General features: G+C 55.1%; 17 protein-coding genes, 1 tRNA gene and 1 pseudogene. 14 read left to right on the forward strand and 5 right to left on the reverse strand.

Features of this window, described 5'->3' with window-relative positions; translation table 11 throughout:
• The first annotated feature begins 89 nt into the window (after nucleotides 1-89).
• Nucleotides 90-731, forward strand: a complete 642-nt coding sequence (locus P159_RS0106570) for a sigma-70 family RNA polymerase sigma factor (protein ID WP_029542591.1) — start codon at nucleotides 90-92, stop codon at nucleotides 729-731.
• Between the two features lie 104 nt (nucleotides 732-835).
• On the opposite strand, the gene P159_RS0106575 is transcribed toward P159_RS0106570, so the two are convergent.
• Nucleotides 836-1,120: a hypothetical protein gene (locus P159_RS0106575; protein WP_029542593.1), complete on the reverse strand. Its 285-nt coding sequence runs from the start codon at nucleotides 1,118-1,120 to the stop codon at nucleotides 836-838.
• A gap of 146 nt (nucleotides 1,121-1,266) precedes the next feature.
• Nucleotides 1,267-1,539, reverse strand: a complete 273-nt coding sequence (locus P159_RS0106580) for a hypothetical protein (RefSeq protein ID WP_029542595.1) — start codon at nucleotides 1,537-1,539, stop codon at nucleotides 1,267-1,269.
• A 201-nt stretch (nucleotides 1,540-1,740) separates the two neighbouring features.
• Between P159_RS0106580 and P159_RS19285 the strand changes: the two are divergent.
• Together P159_RS19285 and P159_RS21205 are read left to right on the forward strand one after the other, a co-directional pair.
• A pseudogene (locus P159_RS19285) lies at nucleotides 1,741-2,172 on the forward strand (flagellin); the annotation flags it as partial.
• A 1,170-nt stretch (nucleotides 2,173-3,342) separates the two neighbouring features.
• Nucleotides 3,343-3,687 carry a flagellin gene (locus P159_RS21205; RefSeq protein ID WP_318253533.1) on the forward strand — a complete coding sequence of 115 codons (345 nt, stop codon included), beginning with the start codon at nucleotides 3,343-3,345 and terminating at the stop codon, nucleotides 3,685-3,687.
• Between the two features lie 51 nt (nucleotides 3,688-3,738).
• Here the strand turns inward: P159_RS21205 and P159_RS0106595 are convergent, their stop codons facing one another.
• Both P159_RS0106595 and P159_RS0106600 read right to left on the reverse strand, forming a co-directional pair.
• Complete coding sequence (locus tag P159_RS0106595) at nucleotides 3,739-6,219, reverse strand: amino acid permease (protein WP_029542598.1); 2,481 nt, start codon at nucleotides 6,217-6,219, stop codon at nucleotides 3,739-3,741.
• A 17-nt stretch (nucleotides 6,220-6,236) separates the two neighbouring features.
• Nucleotides 6,237-8,693: an amino acid permease gene (locus P159_RS0106600; RefSeq protein ID WP_029542601.1), complete on the reverse strand. Its 2,457-nt coding sequence runs from the start codon at nucleotides 8,691-8,693 to the stop codon at nucleotides 6,237-6,239.
• 238 nt (nucleotides 8,694-8,931) lie between these two features.
• On the opposite strand from P159_RS0106600, the gene P159_RS0106605 reads away from it, so the two are divergent.
• The 4 genes from P159_RS0106605 to P159_RS0106620 all read left to right on the forward strand — a co-directional run bounded on the left by P159_RS0106605 (nucleotide 8,932) and on the right by P159_RS0106620 (nucleotide 14,107).
• Entirely contained in the window at nucleotides 8,932-10,611 is a 1,680-nt protein-coding gene (locus P159_RS0106605; protein ID WP_029542603.1) for a carbon starvation protein A, read from the forward strand.
• Between the two features lie 366 nt (nucleotides 10,612-10,977).
• Complete coding sequence (rpiB, locus tag P159_RS0106610; RefSeq protein ID WP_029542605.1) at nucleotides 10,978-11,421, forward strand: ribose 5-phosphate isomerase B; 444 nt, start codon at nucleotides 10,978-10,980, stop codon at nucleotides 11,419-11,421.
• A 182-nt stretch (nucleotides 11,422-11,603) separates the two neighbouring features.
• Nucleotides 11,604-12,851: a serine hydroxymethyltransferase gene (gene glyA, locus P159_RS0106615; RefSeq protein ID WP_029542607.1), complete on the forward strand. Its 1,248-nt coding sequence runs from the start codon at nucleotides 11,604-11,606 to the stop codon at nucleotides 12,849-12,851.
• Nucleotides 12,852-13,072: 221 nt separating this feature from the next.
• The gene (locus tag P159_RS0106620) at nucleotides 13,073-14,107 is read left to right on the forward strand and encodes a LacI family DNA-binding transcriptional regulator (protein WP_029542608.1); all 1,035 of its coding nucleotides are present in this window, start codon (nucleotides 13,073-13,075) and stop codon (nucleotides 14,105-14,107) included.
• Between the two features lie 85 nt (nucleotides 14,108-14,192).
• Here the strand turns inward: P159_RS0106620 and P159_RS0106625 are convergent, their stop codons facing one another.
• Nucleotides 14,193-14,555 carry a PTS glucitol/sorbitol transporter subunit IIA gene (locus P159_RS0106625; protein ID WP_029542610.1) on the reverse strand — a complete coding sequence of 121 codons (363 nt, stop codon included), beginning with the start codon at nucleotides 14,553-14,555 and terminating at the stop codon, nucleotides 14,193-14,195.
• Between the two features lie 183 nt (nucleotides 14,556-14,738).
• On the opposite strand from P159_RS0106625, the gene P159_RS0106630 reads away from it, so the two are divergent.
• The 7 genes from P159_RS0106630 to nifH all read left to right on the forward strand — a co-directional run bounded on the left by P159_RS0106630 (nucleotide 14,739) and on the right by nifH (nucleotide 20,523).
• Nucleotides 14,739-14,814, forward strand: a tRNA-Gln gene (locus P159_RS0106630).
• A gap of 327 nt (nucleotides 14,815-15,141) precedes the next feature.
• Entirely contained in the window at nucleotides 15,142-16,047 is a 906-nt protein-coding gene (locus P159_RS0106635) for a class I SAM-dependent methyltransferase (RefSeq protein WP_029542612.1), read from the forward strand.
• A gap of 48 nt (nucleotides 16,048-16,095) precedes the next feature.
• The gene (locus tag P159_RS0106640) at nucleotides 16,096-17,253 is read left to right on the forward strand and encodes a PLP-dependent aspartate aminotransferase family protein (protein WP_029542614.1); all 1,158 of its coding nucleotides are present in this window, start codon (nucleotides 16,096-16,098) and stop codon (nucleotides 17,251-17,253) included.
• Nucleotides 17,254-17,486: 233 nt separating this feature from the next.
• The gene (locus tag P159_RS0106645; protein WP_029542616.1) at nucleotides 17,487-18,401 is read left to right on the forward strand and encodes a cysteine synthase family protein; all 915 of its coding nucleotides are present in this window, start codon (nucleotides 17,487-17,489) and stop codon (nucleotides 18,399-18,401) included.
• A 4-nt stretch (nucleotides 18,402-18,405) separates the two neighbouring features.
• On the forward strand, nucleotides 18,406-18,768 hold the full coding sequence (locus P159_RS0106650) for a NifB/NifX family molybdenum-iron cluster-binding protein (RefSeq protein WP_029542618.1): 363 nt from the start codon (nucleotides 18,406-18,408) through the stop codon (nucleotides 18,766-18,768).
• Between the two features lie 13 nt (nucleotides 18,769-18,781).
• Complete coding sequence (locus P159_RS0106655) at nucleotides 18,782-19,645, forward strand: radical SAM protein (RefSeq protein ID WP_029542620.1); 864 nt, start codon at nucleotides 18,782-18,784, stop codon at nucleotides 19,643-19,645.
• 23 nt (nucleotides 19,646-19,668) lie between these two features.
• The gene (gene nifH, locus P159_RS0106660) at nucleotides 19,669-20,523 is read left to right on the forward strand and encodes a nitrogenase iron protein (RefSeq protein WP_029542622.1); all 855 of its coding nucleotides are present in this window, start codon (nucleotides 19,669-19,671) and stop codon (nucleotides 20,521-20,523) included.
• Nucleotides 20,524-20,527: the final 4 nt, after the last annotated feature.

Raw genomic sequence — 20,527 nt, forward strand, 5'->3', positions numbered from 1 at the left:
GGTTTTTTCTATGGACATCTGCGCTGAAAGTGATATACTAATTACAGAACGAATGTACTAAAATTACGAAGCACTAAGGAGGTCAGAGAATGAACAAGGAAATGCAGGAAGAAAATGAACTTATCAGGCGAGCTGCCTCCGCCAAGGACCAGCTGGCCCTCAGCAAGCTCCTCATCAAGTACCATCCGCTGCTCATGGCTGCTGCCCATGACTGGCACTATCGGGAGCTGGGGGAAGAAGCCCAGGAAATCTCCCAGCTTTACTTCATGGACGCCGTGAATACCTTTGATGATACCCGCGGGGTGCCCTTTGCCGCTTTCGTCAAAGCCAAGGTTTACGGCGGGCTGAACACTTTCCTCAAGGCGGAGAAGCGCCGCCGGGAGCGGGAAATCCGTCCTGACTCCATGGGGGAGCAGGAAGGTGAGGAGGCTCCTGAAACCACTCCCTGGGACGCGGTCTTCCTGGCCTCTCGGGGCAATACACCCTCCGGCAGTGCGGAGATGAGCGGCCTGGGGGAACATATAGACAGCTACGAGCAGGCAGAGCTGAGGCAGGAAGTGGAAGAAGCCCTGCGGAATCTCAACCAGCGGGAGCGGGAGGTGGTGCGGGAAATCTACTTCCGGGAATGTCCCGCCTATGCTGCCGCCAGGAAGCTGCAGCTCTCTCCCAGCCGTATTTCCCGCATCAAGCAGAGCGCCCTGAAGAAGATGAGGACCTTCATGGCAAGATAGAGAAAAGCCGGAGGATTGGGAGTCCTCCGGCTTTTAGAGAGAATTAGAGAATAGAGAATTAGGGATCTTAGGGAATCTATGTGCAATCCATAAAGGGGATTGAATCAGGTGTTGTTCGCAATCACAGCCCCTGCTATGGCGCCCACGGCCACGCCGACGATGGCGGCAGTGTTCACATCACCCTGGGAGTGAGTGTTCCTGTTTTTGTGCTCATCGCGCTCCCGGTCATGTCTGTGGTTGTCATGCTTGTGGGAAAGTTCCTGGTAATGGGGAGCCTTGATGGTGTGGGATGCTGCCTCGGCAGATCCGGCTGAAAGGCCGGCCACGCTGAAGGTCATCAGACCAGTCAGGGCACAGGCTGTAATCTTGAGTTTCTGTGCGTTGAACATCTTCTTCATCTCCTTTGCTTGATTACATGGTTTATTATAGCAACGATTTATTAGAAGGTCTTTTGAGGGAGATTAGATTTCCGTTAAAGTTAGCTGAAAAAAAGAAGGACGCCGCCGGGCGTCCTTCTCTATGTATGGATGATTGCTTACACCAGCGTGAATGCTTCGATGGTGCCGTAGGTGATGAGGTCCTTGATGCTGCTGGGGTCACCCTCCATGATGGCGGCGTTGACCTTGGCCAGGTTCTCCTCAGCAATCTGGATACGGCCTTCCTTCAGCTCCTCCTCAACTTTGGCAGCAAGTTCCTTGCGGGCCTTCTTGGTCTCGCCGTAGAAAGTGCTGTTGTAGAAGACGTTCATGCTGGTCTGGCTTTTTTCCTCATCGCAGTTGAAAAAAACATATACTTTCTTTTCCTTCATGTCGTAATAATCCCCCTTGAAGCAAAAAATATAAAAACTACGCATTATTATAGCATAATTTCGCGTAAATGTTTAATAATTTAATTTTACATAATATTAGCGTGTCTTTCTGTGTATTTTTTATATCGGGTATTAAGGAAAGCACAGCTTATTTCGATAAAAAGAGTAGGATAGTTTGACACACTAAGGACGGTGAATACAATGGCAATGGTAGTCAAGAACAATATGTCGGCGGTGAATACCCTGAACGTCCTTGACAAGAACTCAGACGCCCTGGCCAAAAGCCTGGCGAAGGTATCCTCAGGCATGAAAATCAACGGGGCGGCAGACGACGCCTCCGGGTATGCCATCTCAGAGCGCATGAGGGTGCAGGTGCGGAGCCTTGAGCAGGATGTGCAGAACGCCCAGAATGCCAACAGCCTGCTGAGGGTGGCTGAGGGGGCGGTATCCTCTACGGTAGAGATTTTGAAGACCTTGAAGGAAAAGGCCATCAATGCTGCCAACGATACCAACACGGATCTGGATCGCCAGACCATCCAGAAGGAAGTGGAGCAGTCCATCGACCAGATCAACGACAATGCCCTTGTGACCTACAACGGCAAGTATATGCTGGATGGCATGTCCACCATAGGCGGGGTTGGGTCGGCTTTGGAATCGGTGAAGGGTTTCATGGGAGCTCTGAATATGACCAGCAGCAGTGGCATGGCTGCGCTGGATGAAGCCGTAGCTGCTGCCAGCGGTGGGGTATTTGCCAATGCCCAAGCTCTTATTGACAGCTACATTAGCGACATGAGTTCAAACTCAGGTACCAGCGCTGATCAGCAGAAGGCCTTCCTGAAGGAATACTGCGGCATTGATCTGGATAATGAAGACACAGGCGCCATCACAGGCAAGGATGCTGGCGGGGACACGGTTAAGACGGCAGCATCCGTGGTACCGGAGACTATACCAGCTAGCAGTTGGACTATGCCTACCAGCGGCAGCAGTACTTTCAAAGGGTTGACTATCAACTGGAATACCAGCAGTCTGCAAGCGTTGACGGCTACTACTGGCACATATGGCACCATAGGCACTACAGTGGCTGATCAGGAAAAGGTTATTTCGGCTCTTAACAGTGAGTGGATGACAAGCTGCTTGAATTTGATTGCGGATTCATTTGATATGAGCTTTGAAGACAGCGGTGCCACCGTAAAGACAATAAATCTTAATTTCATAAATGATGGCAGTGGTCCTAAAAAGGATGCTCTGGCGTGGGTAACTAATGGTAGCGTCGGGGGGGTCACTCGTTCGTTAGATTTGACTTTCAATATGTATTACTACAGCAATTTGTCATCGACTGATAACAGTGGTTCAGATACTGTTACTCATCAGACTGAGTTGGATCGCACATTGGCGCATGAGCTTACTCATGCTGTCATGGGAGCTAACATCAATAATTTCAGCAATCTGCCCGCCTATATAAAGGAGGGTGCTGCAGAACTGGTACACGGCATTGACGACCAGCGGGCTGCCAGTATCAAGCAGATGGCTGATACCAGCAATGCAGCTGCGATACGGAGTGCCCTTGAGACAGGGGATTCCACTGCCGGCAATGTTTCTATTGGCACGGCAGGAGGCGAGTCTGCTTATGCTCTGGGCTTTGTGCTCCTGCGCTATATGGCTCATCAGAGCACTATGGGCAGCGGTTCCACTTCTGGTTCTGGCGGTGACACCTATACCTTCAATTACAGGCTCACGGACAAGGCCTTCAACTTCCAGGTGGGTACCAAGGCCAACCAGACTATCCGGGTGGGCTTTGCAGACATGCGGGCCAAGTCCCTGAAGCTGGAGAATGCCAAGCAAGAGCGGGTCAGCGTTGCTACCCGGGAAAAGGCTGTGGCTTCCCTGGCTACTTTCGACTATGCTTTGGCCAAGGCCCTCGATATGCAGACCACTATCGGTTCCATCCAGATGCGCCTGGAGCATACCATCAACAACCTGACGGTCTCCAGCGAGAACGTCCAGAGCTCCGAGTCCACTATCCGTGACGCGGACATGGCCAAGGAAATGACGGGGTACACGAAGAACAACGTGCTCATGCAGGCTGCTCAAAGCATGCTGGCCCAGGCCAACCAGTCCAGCAGCAGTGTGCTGTCCCTTTTGCAGTAAGATATCCCATAGAAAAAAGCACCCAGCCGGGTGCTTTTTTCGTGCCTGGGATTATGCCTCCACCACGGCTGCTTCTTTCGGGGTGGTGGTCAGCTTCAGGTTGATGATGAACTCCGTTCCTTCCTCCGGGGCGGTGATGACTTTGATGGTGCCTCCCATGAGGTCTATGAGGTATTTGGTGATCATCATGCCCTGGGTGCGCTTTTCTTCTTCGGCGAAGATGCTTCTGTTTTCCTTTTCGATGAACATTTCCTTGGCATAGCTTTCGGACATGCCGATGCCGGTGTCCTGCACCCGCAGCTCATATTCGTTCTCATTTTCGGGGATGTGGGCCTTTTCACGCTCGGCGGGAGAAAGGGTGCTTTCCTTTTCCATCAGCATGACTACGATGCGGCCCCCGGACGGGGTGAATTTGTAGGAGTTGCTGAGGAGGTTCAGCAGGATTCTGGAGAGACGGTCACCATCGCAGAGCACCAGGGGGTGTTCCACCTGGCTGATTTCCAGGGCGAAGGAGATATCCTTTTCTTTCATCTGCTGGGCGAAGGAATCCACAATCCGCTGCATCAGCTGGCGCAGGTCTGTGGGCTTCAGCCTGAGGTCAAAGGAGTTCTTGTCTATGTAGTCCACCTTTTGCAGGTCATTTACAAAGGCCTTGAGGTAGTAGCAGACGGACTGGATGCGGGAAAGGCAGTCGCAGAGCTGGCTGGTGACCTGCATATCGCAGTCCCCTTCGGAGAGCCTGAAATCCGCTCCTGCCTGCCGGGCAGCCCGCACATAGCCGGAAAGGGCTTTCATGGGCAGGCGTATGTCGTGGGATACGTTGGCCAGGAAGTTGCTTTTTACCAGGCTCACCTGACGTTCCTGCATCATCTTGATATCCATGAGCCGCTCGCGCTGCCTGATGCGGGTGAAGATATTTGACAGCAGGAAGAGGATGGTCATAATGAGCAACATCTGCACTATGAGGTCAAAGGTGAGCTTGCTGTGGGCTTCGGCAAGCCTGCCCTCGGCGGCCAGTGCCAGCTGGTCTCCCGTGGACTGTCTGAGCCAGAGCCCCGTGGAGAAGAAATTGAGAAACATCAGGAGAATGGAGAGGGAGGCGGAGCGTCCGAAGTGGTTGAGGGTGTCCCGCTTGAAGATGTACCAGTAGTAGAGGAAGCCCAGGGTGCTCCAGACTGCCAGCAGGAGATAGGACTCCGTATTCAGGCTGCTGCCCAGCAAGAGATTGGGCAGGATGGGACAGAAGAAGAAGAACAGGGAAAAGACCATGCCCCCGATGCCCATCTGCACGCCGCGCTTGTCCCCATTCTTCCTGGCTTCCAGATAGTTGCAGAGGGACACGTAGCCGTAGGCCAGGGAACCGCTGATGGTGATGACGTCCACCAGCCAGACAATGGCGGTGCGTCCCAGCAGGGGAATGGGCAGGGACATGGCGATGGTCAGGAACAGGGCATTCCTGGGCACGCCGTTGAGGTCGGTCTTGGTGAACTGCAGGGGCAGCAGGCCGTCTTTGGCCATGAACTGCAGCAGATAGGCGCAGGTGCGGTATAGCCCCAGGATGCAGGTGGCGATGCCGGAGAGCACAGCCACCCCCAGCACCCAGATGCCAGCCATGCCGTAGGTGCTGCCGATGCTGTGGAAGACCGGCAGGGAGCTCATGCCCTGCATGTGGCCCACGTTGTCTATGTAGTCCTTCCAGGAGGTGTACTCCGGGGGGACGCTGAGGATGGCCACGCCTATGAGCAGGGTGTAGGCCAGCACGCCGCACACCACCGCTATGACTATCAGCGGGAACAATTTCTGCACGGGGAAGTGGAAGTCATCAATGGCATGGGTGACACATTCATAGCCGAAGAACATCCAGGGAGCCACCATGAGCATGGAAAAGACCTGCAGCAGTGGATTATTGTCCGGCTGGAAGGGGGGGAAAATTACAACATGGTGGTTAACAATACATAGTGATACGAAAAGAAGGATAATGATAGAAATCAGAAGCAGGGCGAAGGCGGTGTAAAGGTGGCGCTTGAGCTTGCCCCCGTAGCAGGTGAATGCTCCGAAGGTGATGAAGACAATCCAGGTGGTGACTATCTCTCCGAAGTACACATCAAAGCCCGCCACTGTGTAGTGGAAGCCCCACTGCAGGAGACTGCCGAAAAGCAGGCGACAGAGCAACACCACGGCGGTGGCGTTGGCCCAGATGATGGAGAGATAGGTGATGAGGAGGGTCCAGGCCGCCAGGAAGGCATGGTCATGGCCCAGGACGTTCTTGGTATAGGCATAGATGCCCCCGTTGCCCTGATACCTCACCGCCAGTTGGCAGAAATTGTAGCCGATGATCACCATGGAAATGCCGCCGATGAAGATGGCCAGGGCACTGCCTATGGGGCCGGCGTTGGGCAGGAAAAGGGTGCCCGGCATCACGAAGGAACCCCAGCCCACGGCGCAGCCAAAGGACAGGGCCCAGACATTGAGGGGATAGAGCAGCCGGTTCTTGACTGCATCGTGCATCCCGGGATTCTTGAATGTAACCATAGCCATACTCCTTTGTCCTACTTAGGGGCCAGGGGCAGGGTCAGGCAGACGATGAACTCTGTGCCGCTGCCCTGTTCTGTAGTCACTTTGAGCTGACCGCCCATGAGATGGATGATGTTTTTGGCGATGTGGAGGCCGCGGCCCTGCTCCTCAAGCTCCAGGGCGGTTTTCTCGCCCTCGAAGGGGGCGTTGATCCATTCAAGCTCCTGGGGAGAGAGGCCCTTGCCAGTATCGTGGATGTGGACTTCGTAGTCAGCGTAGGTCTTGAAAGCCAGACGGCCCTGTTCTGTCTTGCGCAGATGGTAGCCCGGGCCGTTTTGGAGGAGGGTCACCATGACGCCGCCTCCCGGCTCCGTGTATTCATAAGCATTGCTGATGAGGTTCAGCAGCACCCGGGAGAGCCTTTCCTCGTCACATATCACCTGAGGGTCTGTGACCTTGCTGGTATCCACGCTGAAGTACAGGCGCTTTTCCTGCATCTGCTGGCCGAAAACATGGGACAGCACCTCGAAGGTGTGGCGGATGTCAGTCTCGTGCTCCTTCATCTTGATCTGGCCTCTTTCCATGCGCTCCATGAGCATCATGTCATTTATCAGGAAAGAGAGGTACTGGTTGAGGCTTACCACTTTTTCCAGCGAATCCCCCAGAGATTTTGGCACTTTGCGCTCGCAGGGCTGCTCGCAGACATAGCAGAGGGCGGACAGCTCCAGGGCCGTCTGCACATAGCTTTCCAAAGACTGCATGGGTATGCGCACATCATGGGAAATATTGGCCAGCAGGCTGTTCTTGGCCTTGCTGATGGACCTTTCCCGGAGCATCTGCACATCGGCGGCGTGCTCCCGGGATTTCAGGGTGGTGAAGATATCGCTCATGAGCACCAGGATGATGACGATGAGCCCCAGCTGCACCAGGGCGTTGAGGGAGAGGAGGCTGTAGCTGACATCTATGCCTTCCCAGGCCATGATGAGCTCCGCCTCTGTCCTCTGCTTGAGCCACAGGGAGGTGGAGAAGAAGTTGAGGAAGAGGATGATGAGGCACATGGAGGTGGAAATGCCAAACCTGTGCTCTGTATCGTGCTTGAAAACATACCAGTAGTAGATGAAGCCAACAAGACTCCAGGCCGACAGCAGCAGGTAGGATTCCTGCTCCAGGCTGCTGCCCAGGAGCAGGTTGGGCAGGATGGGGCAGATGAAGAAGAACAGGCTCATTACCGCCCCCAGGAGACCAAGCCCCTGCCGCTGCAGGCTGCCCTCCTCTCTGGCCAGGAAAAAGGCGCAGAGGGAAACATAGCCGTAGGCCAGAGAGGCGCTGATGGTGGTGATGTCCGTCAGCCAGGCAATAGCCGTGCGTCCCAGGAAAGGCACGGGCAGGGACAGGGCTATGACCAAAAGCAGGGCCTTCTGGGGCAGCCCTTCCGGGCCTGTCTCGGTGAATCTCTCCGGCAGCATATTCTCAAGGGCCATGGCATGGAAAAGGTAGGCCGTGGCCCGGTAAAAGCCCAGCAGGCTGGTGGAGAGGGCGGCGATGACAGCGGCACCCAAAAGCACCAGTCCGCCGCTGCCAAGCACTCCGTGGACGCTTTGGAACACTGGCAGGGAGGCAAGGCCCGTATGGGTGTGCAGCTCGTCGATGTATTCAGTCCAGGCATCGTACTGCCCGGGCATATCCAGCACGGCGATGGCCGTCAGCAGGCAGTAGACCAGGGCGCCGGAGATGACGGCCCCCACCACGATGGGATAGAGCTTTTGGGGAGAGAAATTGAAATCCTCGCTGGCATGGGTCACGGCTTCAAAGCCAAAGAACATCCAGGGGGCCAGCATCAGCATGGAAAAGACCTGCATGGGGGGGAAGGAATCCGGCTGGAAGGCCGGGGCAAAGACAGAGTGATGGGAATTGCCCATGATGCCCAGGAAAAGCCCCACCACGGAAAAGAGCAGGATGATGCCCAGCGCCGTGTGCAGGTGGCGCTTGACTTTGCCCCCGTAGCAGGCCAGCATGCCGTAAGCCACGAGAATCACCCAGGTAATGAGAATCTCCCCAAAGTACACATCAAAGCCCAGCACCTGATAGTGAAAGCCCCACTGGAGCAAATCCCCAAAGAGATAACGGGCAATTAGCACAAAGGCCGTGGCATTGGCCCAGATCAGGGACAAGTAGGCAAGGCCTAAAGACCAGGCCGCCAGGAATCCGTGGTCATTGCCCAGCACCTTGCGGGTGAAGGCAAAGATACCTCCGTTGTCCGGGAACCGTTCCGCCATGACGCAGAAATTCTTGCCAATCACCAGCATGATGAGCGCCCCCAGCACCATGGCCGTGATGGTGCCGATAGGCCCCGCATTGGGCAGGAACATAGTCCCCGGCATGATGAAGGCACCCCAGCCGATGATGCCGCCAAAAGACAGCGCCCAGATATTCAAAGGATAGAGAAAGCCCTTATGCTCTTGTTCCTCTTCGGGAGTTCTTTCAAGTTCCATGACAAAGCCCCCTTTGCCTATTAAATGAGGACAGTTTGAGGATGCCCCCTTGAAAAATCGAATATTTTTTCATTAGTTCTCTTTAGGCGGTGGAAAATCCTGCTTTTGCAGCTGTCCTTCATAATCTTCACAACATTACTTCTTACAGTTTACACATTGACATACAGTATACATGAGTCTATAATACATAAACATATAAATGTCCTTATAGAGAGAACTTGAGAAGGAAGGCTTTATTATGAATGGACTTATGTTAGTGGGAGGAGCTCTTGTGGTCTTTGTGGCCGCCTATCTGCTTTATGGGCGCTGGCTGGTGAAGACCTGGGGCATTGACCCTGCGGCCAGGACTCCTGCGGTGGAGCTGGAGGACGGAGGGGATTTTGCCCCGGCTTCACGGTTTACGGTGTTTGCTCATCAGTTTTCTTCCATCACGGGGGCTGGTCCTGTGACGGGCCCTATCATCGCAGCCATGTTTGGCTGGGCTCCGGCTCTTATATGGCTGCTGGTGGGTGGCGTGTTCTTTGGGGCGGTACAGGATTTCACTGCCTTGTATGCTTCGGTGAAGAACAAGGGCCAGTCCATGGGGATGATGATTGAAGCGTACGTGGGACGTACGGGCAGGAGGCTTTTCCTCTTGTTCTGCTGGCTGTTCACCCTGCTGGTGCTGGCAGCTTTTGCAGATATCCTGGCAGGCACTTTTGCCGGCACTTTGAAAGATGGAAGCCTGAATGTGCCGGGAGCGCAGGCAGCTTCCATATCCCTCCTTTACATCGTGGTGGCCATGGGCTTTGGCTTCTTCATCAGGAAGGTGAATCCCAGCGGCGTAGTGAAGCTGCTGGTGGCTATCGTTTTGGTGGCAGCTATGTTTGCTGCTGGTATGGCTTTCCCGCTGTATCTGGATATGCAGACCTGGCGTTATCTCACTTTCGGCTATTGCTTCATCGCTTCCGTCCTGCCCATGTGGCTGTTGATGGAGCCCCGTGACTATCTGAGCTCTTTCCTGCTGCTGGGGATGGTGGCAGGCGGCGTCATCGGTGTGGTGGCAGCTCAGCCGGTCATCAATATGCCTGCTTTCGTGGGCTTCACGGTGAACGGCCAGAGCCTGTTCCCCATTCTTTTCATCACCATTGCCTGCGGTGCCGTGTCCGGCTTCCACAGCCTGGTAAGCTCCGGTACTTCTTCCAAGGCCATTGCCAATGAGCGTGATATGCTGCCTGTGGGCTACGGTGCCATGCTGGTGGAATCCCTGCTGGGTGTGGTGGCTCTGGTCATCGCCTGTGCAGCTGCTTCTAACGGCCATCTGCCTCAGGGCACGCCTTTCCAGATTTTCGCCGGTGCCATCGGCGGTTTCTTCCAGATGTTCGGCCTGCCCGCTGCCGTTTCCGCTTGCGTGATTACCATGTGCGTGTCGGCCCTGGCCATGACTACCATTGATTCTGTGGCCCGCATTGGCCGCATGAGCTTCCAGGAGCTCTTTGCTGCAGGCCAGGGGGAGGAGGAAAATTCCTTCCAGAAGCTCTGCCAGAACAAGTATTTCTCCACTGTCGTTACTCTGGTGCTGGGTTTTGCCCTTTGCCAGGCCGGCTACATGAGCATCTGGCCCCTGTTCGGTGCAGCCAACCAGCTGCTCTCCGCTCTGGTGCTGATTTCTCTGGCCGTGTTCCTGAAGGTCACGGGCCGCAAGGGCTGGATGCTCTACGTGCCTATGGTGTTCATGTTCCTGGTGACCATGAGTGCGCTGGTGCTTTCCGTGGTGGGCATTGTGACGAAGCTCTCTGCCGGCAATTTTGTCCTCATGGTGGACGGCCTGCAGCTGGTGCTGGCCCTTGCTCTGATGACCCTGGCCCTGCTGGTGGTGAAGCACTGCGGCAGGGAGCTCATGGGCAAAGAGGAAGTGGAGCTGGCCCACGGGAATTGAGATTGGCTCCTGTAAGATAGATAGAATATTATATATGAAAGTTCCCGTCGCTTGTGGTGGGCGGCGGGAAATTTGTTTTATTGCGTATTGCTCTTTATTTTGTATATGGTAGAATTAAATTGTTGTGTTTAAGTTCTTTAGCGATTGTACGTAGATAGTATGCCTTACCTCCACCGCTTGCGGGGGAGGTGGCAGCCCGAAGGGCTGACGGAAGGGGGATGAGGGGTCGAACAAGTCTGCTTCTAAGATGTTTGTACGACTCCTAGCCCCCCTTCCACCACCTTCGGTGGTCCCCCTCCCCCGCACGCGGTGGAGGTAACATCTGATATATCATTTTCTACCATATATGAAAGGGGTATAATTTAAATGAAAATCGTTATTGGCAGTGACCATGGTGCTGTGGCTTTGAAGGAAGAGGTCAAGATGGTGCTGAAGGAATTCGGTGACATCGAGATCAAGGATGTGGGCACTTTTGGCACTGAGTCTGTGGATTATCCTGATATCGCCGAGAAGGTCTGCGGTGAGATTGTGAGTGGCAAGGCTGACCGGGGCATCGTGCTCTGCGGCACTGGCATTGGCATTTCCATTGCTGCCAACAAGATCAAGGGCATTCGCTGCGCTCTGTGCACCGATGTGTATTCCGCCCGCATGTCCCGGGCTCATAACAATGCCAATGTGCTGGCTATGGGCGGGCGTGTGACTGGTTTTGGCCCTGCCGGGGAGATTGTCCGCGTCTGGGTGAAAGAGGAGTTCCAGGGCGGTCGTCATGAGCGCCGGGTGAACAAGATAATGGCGTTGGAAGAGAAGTAAGCCTTCTCTTTGCTCTATTTGTTAAGTTTCGGCTGTTCATTTCTTTGACGCAAAGAAACGAACCAAAGAAACAGCGGCCTTGCCTTTCATCCGTGAAAGCCAACGGCCGCGGGACGCCCATCCATGGGCTGAAGTTTGAGTTGTTTTGGGCTGTTGGATACTAGATATAAGGAGGCCGAGATATGAGTTTGATGTCCCACTTGAAAGACACCGATTCTGCGCTGGCGGAGGTTCTGGAGAAGGAACTTAACCGTCAGAGGAACAAGCTGGAGCTGATTGCCTCTGAGAATATTGTTAGCACTGCTGTCATGGAGGCTCAGGGCAGCGTGCTCACCAATAAGTACGCAGAAGGCTATCCTGGCAAGCGCTACTATGGCGGCTGCGAGTTCGTGGACGAGGTGGAGACCCTGGCCATCGAGCGTGCCAAGAAGCTCTTTGGGGCAGGGTATGCCAATGTGCAGCCTCATTCCGGGGCCCAGGCCAACATGGCTGTGTTCTTTGCCCTGCTGCAGCCCGGCGATACCGTCATGGGCATGAACCTCACGGACGGCGGCCACCTCACTCATGGCAGTCCTGTGAACATGAGCGGCAAGTACTTCAACATCGTGGCCTACGGCGTGGATAAGGAAACGGAGCGCATTGACTACGATGCCCTGGAGGAGCAGGCGAAGAAAGTGATGCCCAGGCTCATTGTGGCCGGTGCTTCTGCCTATGCCCGCACCCTGGATTTCCCCCGTCTTTCCGAGATTGCCCGGAAGGTCGGCGCTTATCTCATGGTGGATATCGCCCATATCGCAGGCCTGGTGGCTGCAGGACTTCACCCCAGCCCGGTGCCTTATGCTGATGTGGTCACCACCACTACCCACAAGACCCTCCGCGGTCCCCGTGGCGGCATGATCCTCTGCCGTGATGCCGAGTTCGGCAAGCAGTTCAACAAGGCTGTCTTCCCTGGCATCCAGGGTGGCCCCCTGATGCATGTCATCGCTGCGAAAGCTGCAGCTCTGGGTGAGGCGCTGAAGCCTGAGTTCAAGGAATATGCTTCCCAGGTGGTGAAGAACGCCGCAGTCCTTGCCCAGACTCTGCAGGACAAGGGCTTCCGCATTGTTTCCGGCGGCACGGACAACCATCTGATGCTGGTTGACCTCACCAATAAGAGCATCACTGGCAAGGTGGCTCAGACGGTGCTGGATGAGGTGAATATCACCGCCAACCGCAACACCATTCCCTTCGAGCCCCTGAGCCCATTCATCACCAGCGGCCTGCGTCTGGGCAGCCCTGCCCTCACCACCCGCGGCTTCAAAGAGGACGATATGAAGGAAGTGGGCGAAATCATCGCCATGGTTCTCAGCGATGTGGATAATGAGAGCGTGAAGGAGCAGGCCCGCAAACGCGTGGCAGCCCTCTGCCAGAAGTATCCGTTGTATGAGTGAGTAACTGATTAGTAGAACAAGCCTCCACCGCTTGCGGGGGAGGGGGACCGTCGAAGACGGTGGAAGGGGGGATTTTGGGCCCTGCTCATCGCCCCTTCCGTCAGCCTTCGGCTGCCACCTCCCCCGTTTCACGGTGGAGGCTTTTTCAGTTGGCAAAATGCTATTCTTTGGTTATAATTGACTTAAATGATTTACTTATAGAGAATTAAGAGGAAATAACCATGGAAGATAAAGTAACAATCACGGATGTGGCGAAGTTGGCTGGGGTCTCCAAGAGCACCGTGTCGCGTTATCTGAATAACGGCTATATCAGCGTAGAGAAGCAGGAGCGTGTTCGTGCGGCCATAGCTGAGACCGGTTTCAAGTCCAACTTTTTCGCCAAGCGCCTCAAGACCAAGGAGAGCAAACTCATTGGCATCGTGCTGCCCCGCATGGACTCCGTGTCCGTGGGCAAGCTCCTGTCCGGCTTTGCCCGCATCTTTGAGCCCCAGGGCTATCAGGGACTGCTGCTGGTCAGCAATCTTGATGTGGAGAAGGAGCTGCAGAATATCGAAAGCCTGCAGCAGCAGGGGGTAGACGGCATCATCGTGGACTCCGTAGGCATCACGGCGCGGCACAGGGAGCTGGCTGAGACCTCCGGCGTGCCTTTGGTCATTACAGGCCAGCAGGAAGCAGGGCTGGAGTGCGTCAAGATTGACGACTTCGGGGCCGGCCATATGATGGGGGCCTACCTCAGGAGCCAGGGCCATACACGGGCTGTTTTTGCGGGGGTAACTGAAACCGATACTGCTGTGGGCATAGAGCGTCGCAAGGGCTTTGTGGAGGCTTTTACCAAAGGTGAGACAGATGCCACGGTGGATTTCGTGCAGACAGGCTTTGACTTCCTCTCTGCTTACAACAAGGCTGCGGATATCCTGGCCTGCCGTCCCACGGTGATAGTGGGGGCCACGGATAATATCAGCCTGGGCATCCTCAGGTACCTTCACGAGCGAGGCATCAAGGTGCCCCAGGATGTTTCCGTCACGGGCTTTGGCGGCTATGATGTGGGGGCGGTGGTGTACCCGGCCCTCACCACCATCTTCTTTGACTACGAGCTGGTGGGCATGAAGGCAGCCAAATTCCTGCTGGACAAGCTGGCGGGCAAAGAGGAACACGAGAATATGGATATGCCCCTGCTGTTTGTAGAGCGAGAGAGTGTCCGTAACCTTAAGAAGGGGACGAATGGAGAAAACTATGACTTGCGGGCAATGATCTAGTATCAGCAGTGCAGACTGAAAAGCCCTCTCCCTAGGGGAAGGCTAAAAAATCCCCCTCCTTTTAGGAGGGGGACAAAAAGCGATGTTACTTCTTGGTGAAGGTGATGTGTGCGCCTACGGTCACGGTGGGCTGGGAGGGGCCTTTGACGATGATCTGGCCGGGCATGGAACCTTCGGCGTTGAACACTATAGTGCAGTGGCCTTCTTCCCGGATGTTCTGGTTGGCTACATCTCCCACCTTCTCTACGGTGTACTTGATGCCGCCCATGAGCAGGTGGTCGCCCTTCTTGATGTCCTCAGCGAGATCACCGTGGGTGTGCTCAATGACCATGTCAGCCAGATTGGGACGGATGCCCTCATCCAAAAGGATGGTGCTGTTGTTGTTTTCCAGGAAAGTGCGGGCAAGCTTGCCGATGTTAGTGATGGCCACATCGTACTTAATGTCCATAATGGCGTTTCCTCCTCCTAAATAATACGCTTCATAACGGATGAAAAGATAGTTAATATTAGTATAACGTACTTTTTATGATATTGCCATAAAAAAATGGAATAAAATTTGAAAACAAGTATTGACACCTGCACGTCCTTAGGCTATAATACTATTCGTTGACAGCCGAAAGGCAGGAAACACAGGGGTATCGCCAAGTTGGTAAGGCACGGGATTCTGAATCCCGCATGCGTTGGTTCGAGTCCAGCTACCCCTGCCATTTGAAATGATAGCACCGCTTCGGCGGTGCTTTTTTGCGTTTCCGGGTAAAATTGCACTGAATTGCTGAAAAAAGATAAATAAACCTATTGACATGATAGGTGTAATGATGTAACATTAACTCCATCATCAAGAACGCGAGAGCTGACTGGAAAAACCAGAGGTTCTGCACGAGGAATGTTTATTTCCCGTGCAGGGCCTCTTTTTCTTTGCCTTATGAACAGTTCCTCAAGAAAGGTTGTGGTGCCGATGGAATATTGTTGTAACAGCGAGAAGATCATCATGAGGTACAAGCGAATGTGGATTTAATCACTAGGAGGGATTTTTCATGATTGCCGCCCAGGAAAGCATGACCGCCAAACTCTGCTCTTTTGCCAGAGCATATCATTCCATGCTGGGGAAGAACAAGATATTCGATGACTACCTGGCCTATGACATCATCGGCAAGGACGAATATGACAAAATCGGGGACTTGCTCAAGGGGCAGGCGGAAGCCGCCAGGCACTTTCCAAAGTACGGCTTTGAGAGCCTGCAGGTTTTCGAGGAAATGGACAGCTGCTTTTCGCCCATTGCCCTCTCCCGGGTGGCCTTTGCAGAAAGGGCCCTGGAGCGGTTTGCCCAGCGGCAGAGCGCCTGCCAGTATGTGATCTGCGGGGCGGGCATGGACACCTTTGCCTTCCGCAATTCTGACGAGGCGGTGCAGGTCTTCGAGCTGGACCACCCGGACACCCAGGCCTACAAGCTGAGGCGCATACATGACCTGCGCTGGAAGATTCCCCAGAATGTCCACTACGGAGCTATAGATTTTGAAAAGGAGGATTTGGGGAGGACGCTGCTGCACAGCGGCTTCAGCCCAAATGTGCCCACCTTCTTCTCTCTGCTGGGTGTTTCCTATTATCTCACCCGGGAGGCTTTCAAGGATTTCGTGGGCAGCGTCAGCACCCTTTCGTCGGCGGGCAGCCAGTTTGTGCTGGACTTCCCGGATGACAGTACCTTTGAGGATGCTTCCTCCCGCATGGGGCGTTTGGCGGAACTGACCGAGCAGCTGGGGGAACCCATGGGACATGGCTATTCTCTGGACGAAATGAGGGAAATCCTTTCTGCCGAGGGCTTTGTGATTCGCACTCATGAGGCCCCCGATGATATACAGCGGCATTTCTTCGCAGGCCGTACAGACAAGCAGCAGGCAGTGGAAAATGTCCACTTCCTGCTGGCGGAGAAACAGGGACATTGATTCGAGGCGTTCGGGCTATTAATACAGATATATGAAAGGAAGATTTTTATGAGCTATACAGCTTTTGATACACTTTTGATTCACGGCGGCACGGACGGTGACAAGCACACCGGCTCCGTCACGGTGCCCATCTACCAGACCTCCACCTTCCAACAGGACGGTCTGGGGGAACTTCGCGAGGGTTGGGAGTACAGCCGCACGGGCAACCCCACCAGAGCTGCCCTTGAGAATCTCATCGCCCAGCTGGAAGGAGGCGAAGCAGGATTTGCCTTTGCTTCCGGCATGGCGGCCATTACGGCGGTGCTGAACCTCTTCAGGAGCGGGGACAAGATATTGCTTTCCAGCAACGTCTACGGAGGTACCTTCCGGGTGCTGGACAAGGTTTTCTCCAACTTCGGACTGAGCTATTCACTGGAGGACACGGGAAAGCTGGCGGAGCTGGAGGAGAAGTTCACTCCTGAGGTCAAGGCCATCATCATCGAGAGCCCTGCCAATCCCCTGCTTTCCATCACGGACATCAGGGCGGTGTCGGAAATCGCCCACCGTCACGGGGCGCTGGTCATTGTGGACAATACCTTTATGACCCCGTATCTCCAGAAGCCCCTGGCCCTGGGGGCAGATATCGTGGTGCACAGCGCCACCAAGTATCTGGGGGGACACAGCGACCTGGTGGCAGGACTGGTGGTGACGAAAACGAAGGAGCAGGCAGAGCAGGTGGCCTTTATCCAGAACAGCACCGGGGCGGTGCTGGGTCCCCAGGATGCCTTCCTCCTGATTCGCGGCACCAAGACTTTGGGAGTGCGGCTGGACCGCCATGTGGAGAATGCCAAATATCTGGCAGAGTGGCTGGAGGGCAGCACCGAGGTGAAGAAGGTTTATTATCCGGGGCTTACCAGCCATGAGGGTTTCGAGGTGCATCAGCTGCAGGCCAAGAACGGCGGTGCCATGATTTCCTTTGAGCTGACTGAGGGCCATGATGTGGGCAGATTCTTCAAGGCTTTGGGCCTCATCGCCCTGGCCGAGAGCCTGGGGGGCGTGGAGAGCCTGGTGTGCCACCCCGCCACCATGACCCATGCGGCTATTCCCAAGGATACACGAGAGAAAATAGGCATCACGGACAATCTCATTCGCCTGTCCGTGGGAATCGAGGACAAGGGGAACCTCTTGCAGGACCTCAATCAGGCGATAGAGGCCAGCCGGGTTTAGCATTATTAGGCGTTCGGCGCACAGGCATAGCAACGCTTCACTTGGAAATTTACCATAGAATCTAAGCTCCCACTGCGCGAAGCTCTGCTTCGCAGAGCGTCCCTTGTGCTCACTAAGATTTATGGTAAATTTCCAAACGTTCCGCTTATGCTATGCCTGCGCACCTCACTTACTTTGGCAGCAGGAAGTATACATAAGAATTGTGCATAAGAAATCAGGAGAGGAAAGTCACCATGAAGTATTTCAAATCAATGCAGGAGCTCATCGGGCATACGCCGCTCGTTGAGCTGACACATTTCAAATTGCCGGAGGGCGTCCGGCTCTTTGCCAAACTGGAACTGTGGAACCCCGGCGGCAGCGCCAAGGACCGGGTGGGCCGGGCCATGATCCAGGCGGCAGAGAAATCAGGTGACTTGAAACCGGGGGGCACCATCATCGAGGCCACGGCGGGCAATACGGGCCTGGGCGTTGCCTTTGCCGCCCTGAACCGCGGCTACCGGGTGATTTTCGTGGTGCCGGAGAAGTTCTCTGCTGAGAAGCAGACTTTGATGAAGGCACTGGGGGCGGAACTGGTCCATACGCCCCGGGCCGGGGGCATGCTGGGGGCAGCGGCCAAAGCAGAGGAATTGAGAAAGGAAATTCCCGGGGCCATCACCCTGAAGCAGTTCGAGAATCCCGCCAATCCCCAGGCCCATTACGAGACTACGGGGCCGGAGATCTATGAGGATTTGGACGGTCAGGTGGATTATCTGGTGTCCGGGGCCGGCAGCGGCGGCACCTTCAGCGGCATCATGCGCTATCTGAAGGAGCAGAACCCCAGGATTCAGGGAGTGCTGGCCGACCCTTACGGCTCCATCATCGGCGGCGGGGAACATGGGGATTATGAGATAGAGGGGATAGGAAATGACTTCATTGCCAAGAACATGGAGGTTTCCTTCATTGACAAAGTATATAAGATCACGGATGCGGAGGCTTTCGAGAGTGTGCGCCGTCTGGCTCTTCAAGAGGGAATCTTTGCCGGTTCCTCCAGCGGCGCGGCCCTGGCCGCTGCCCTGAAGCTGGCAGTGGAGGGGGCCAAGGGAAATATCGTGGTGCCCATCATTGACAGGGCGGAGAGGTATTTCAGCAAGCACATATTGGAAGGGTGATTCAATGGCATATAGAATAGCTTTTGCCACCAGTGACGGGGAGCATATCGACCGCCACTTCGGCGCGGCCGAGGGCTTCCTTATCGTGGAGGTGCAGCAGGACGGCTCCTATCTGGAGCTGGCGAAAAGAGCAGGCCACCCGCCCTGTCGCCACGGTTTCCATGACGAGGGGGTCATGCAGGAAGCTGTGAAGAATTTACGGGACTGCCTCTATGTGGCTGCCGAAGCCATCGGCCCGGGGGCACAGAAGGCGCTGGAAAGGGAAGGGGTCCTGCCTCTGGAAGTGCAGGATATTGACATAAATGAGGCTGTGAAACAGATACATAAGTATCAGGTGAACAAAGAAAGAGCAAGTGTGAAGCATTAGAAGGGGGAACCCTATGGACAAGGAGAGAGTGCGGGAGCTGCACCCCTGCTTTGGAGCGAAGCAGAACCGGGGCAGGATTCACCTGCCGGTGGCGCCGGGGTGCAATCTGGAGTGCCGCTTCTGCGACAGGAAGATAAATGAGGAAGAAAACAGGCCGGGGGTGACGGCGAGAGTGATACAGCCGGAGGAGGCAGTGACATACGTCGAGCGCGCACTGACCTTCTGCCCGGAGCTCAGCGTCATCGGCATTGCAGGGCCAGGCGATACTTTGGCCACGGACAATGCCCTGAAAACCTTCCGGCTGCTGGGAAAGAAGTTCCCTGACCTGCTCAAGTGCATGAGTACCAACGGGCTGCTGCTGAATGAACGTGCCCAGGAGGTCATAGATGCGGGCATAGATACCCTGACGGTGACGGTGAACGCCGTTGACCCTGCCATAGAAGCGAAGATGATTAACGGGCTGGTCTATCATGGCAAGCGCTATGAAGGCGAGGAGGCCGGCCGCATCATCATCGAAAACCAGCTGGCAGGCATCCGCAAGGTATCTGCCGCCGGGGTCACGGTCAAAGTCAACACGGTATTGGTCAATGAGATCAACCGTTTCCATATAGGCGCTATTGCCAAGGCTGTGAAGGAGGCAGGGGCGACGATTTACAACATCATCCCCCTGATTCCCCAGCATGACCTGAAAGACTGCGAGGCGCCCAGCTGCGTGGACCTGTCGGTGGCCAGGGCAGAGGCGGGGAAGCACATTGATGTGTTCCGCCATTGCCAGCACTGTCGGGCTGATGCAGTGGGAGTGCCAGGGAAGAATAATTTCAGCAAGGAGGTTTATGGGGGGCTGCCCCGGGTAAAGGATACTTTTTCACATGGTTAAATGAAATAGAAGGAGAGATTTCGATGGCTAAAGAACTTCGACAGATTGCGATATACGGCAAGGGCGGCATTGGCAAGTCCACCACTACTCAGAATTTGACGGCGGGGCTCACCGAGCTGGGCAAGAACGTCATGGTGGTGGGCTGCGACCCCAAGGCTGATTCCACCCGCCTGCTCTTGGGGGGCCTGGCCCAGAAGACGGTGCTGGACACCCTGCGCGATGAAGGGGACGAGGTGGAGCTGGACAGCATCTTGAAGACCGGCTTTGGGGGAACCCGCTGCGTGGAGTCCGGCGGACCGGAGCCGGGGGTGGGCTGCGCAGGGCGCGGCATCATCACTTCCATTGGCCTTTTGGAGCGCCTGGGGGCTTATACGGACGACCTTGATTATGTCTTCTATGACGTCCTGGGTGACGTGGTCTGCGGCGGCTTTGCCATGCCTATCCGCGAGGGCAAGGCCAAGGAAATCTACATCGTGGCCAGTGGTGAGATGATGTCTCTCTACGCTGCCAACAACATTTCCAAGGGCATTGCCCGCTATGCAGCCAAGGGCGGGGTGCGCCTGGGGGGCATTATCTGCAACAGCCGCAATGTGGACCGTGAGATTGAGCTTTTGCGGGCCTTTGCAGAGGAACTGGGCACCCAGCTCATTCACTTCGTGCCCCGTGACAATGTGGTGCAGCATGCGGAGATCCACAAGGAAACCGTCATCCAGTACAAGCCTCAGGCCAAGCAGGCAGATGAATACCGCCAGCTGGCCAGGAAAATCGAGGAAAACGAGATGTTTGTCATTCCCAAGCCCATGACCCAGGACAGGCTGGAGGAAATCCTGCTGGAGTACGGTCTCATGGACAACGTGGAAGACGACTATCGTATATGACGGA

The organism is Selenomonas sp. AB3002 (assembly GCF_000702545.1).
Taxonomy (GTDB): Bacteria; Bacillota; Negativicutes; order Selenomonadales; family Selenomonadaceae; genus Selenomonas_B; species Selenomonas_B ruminantium_A.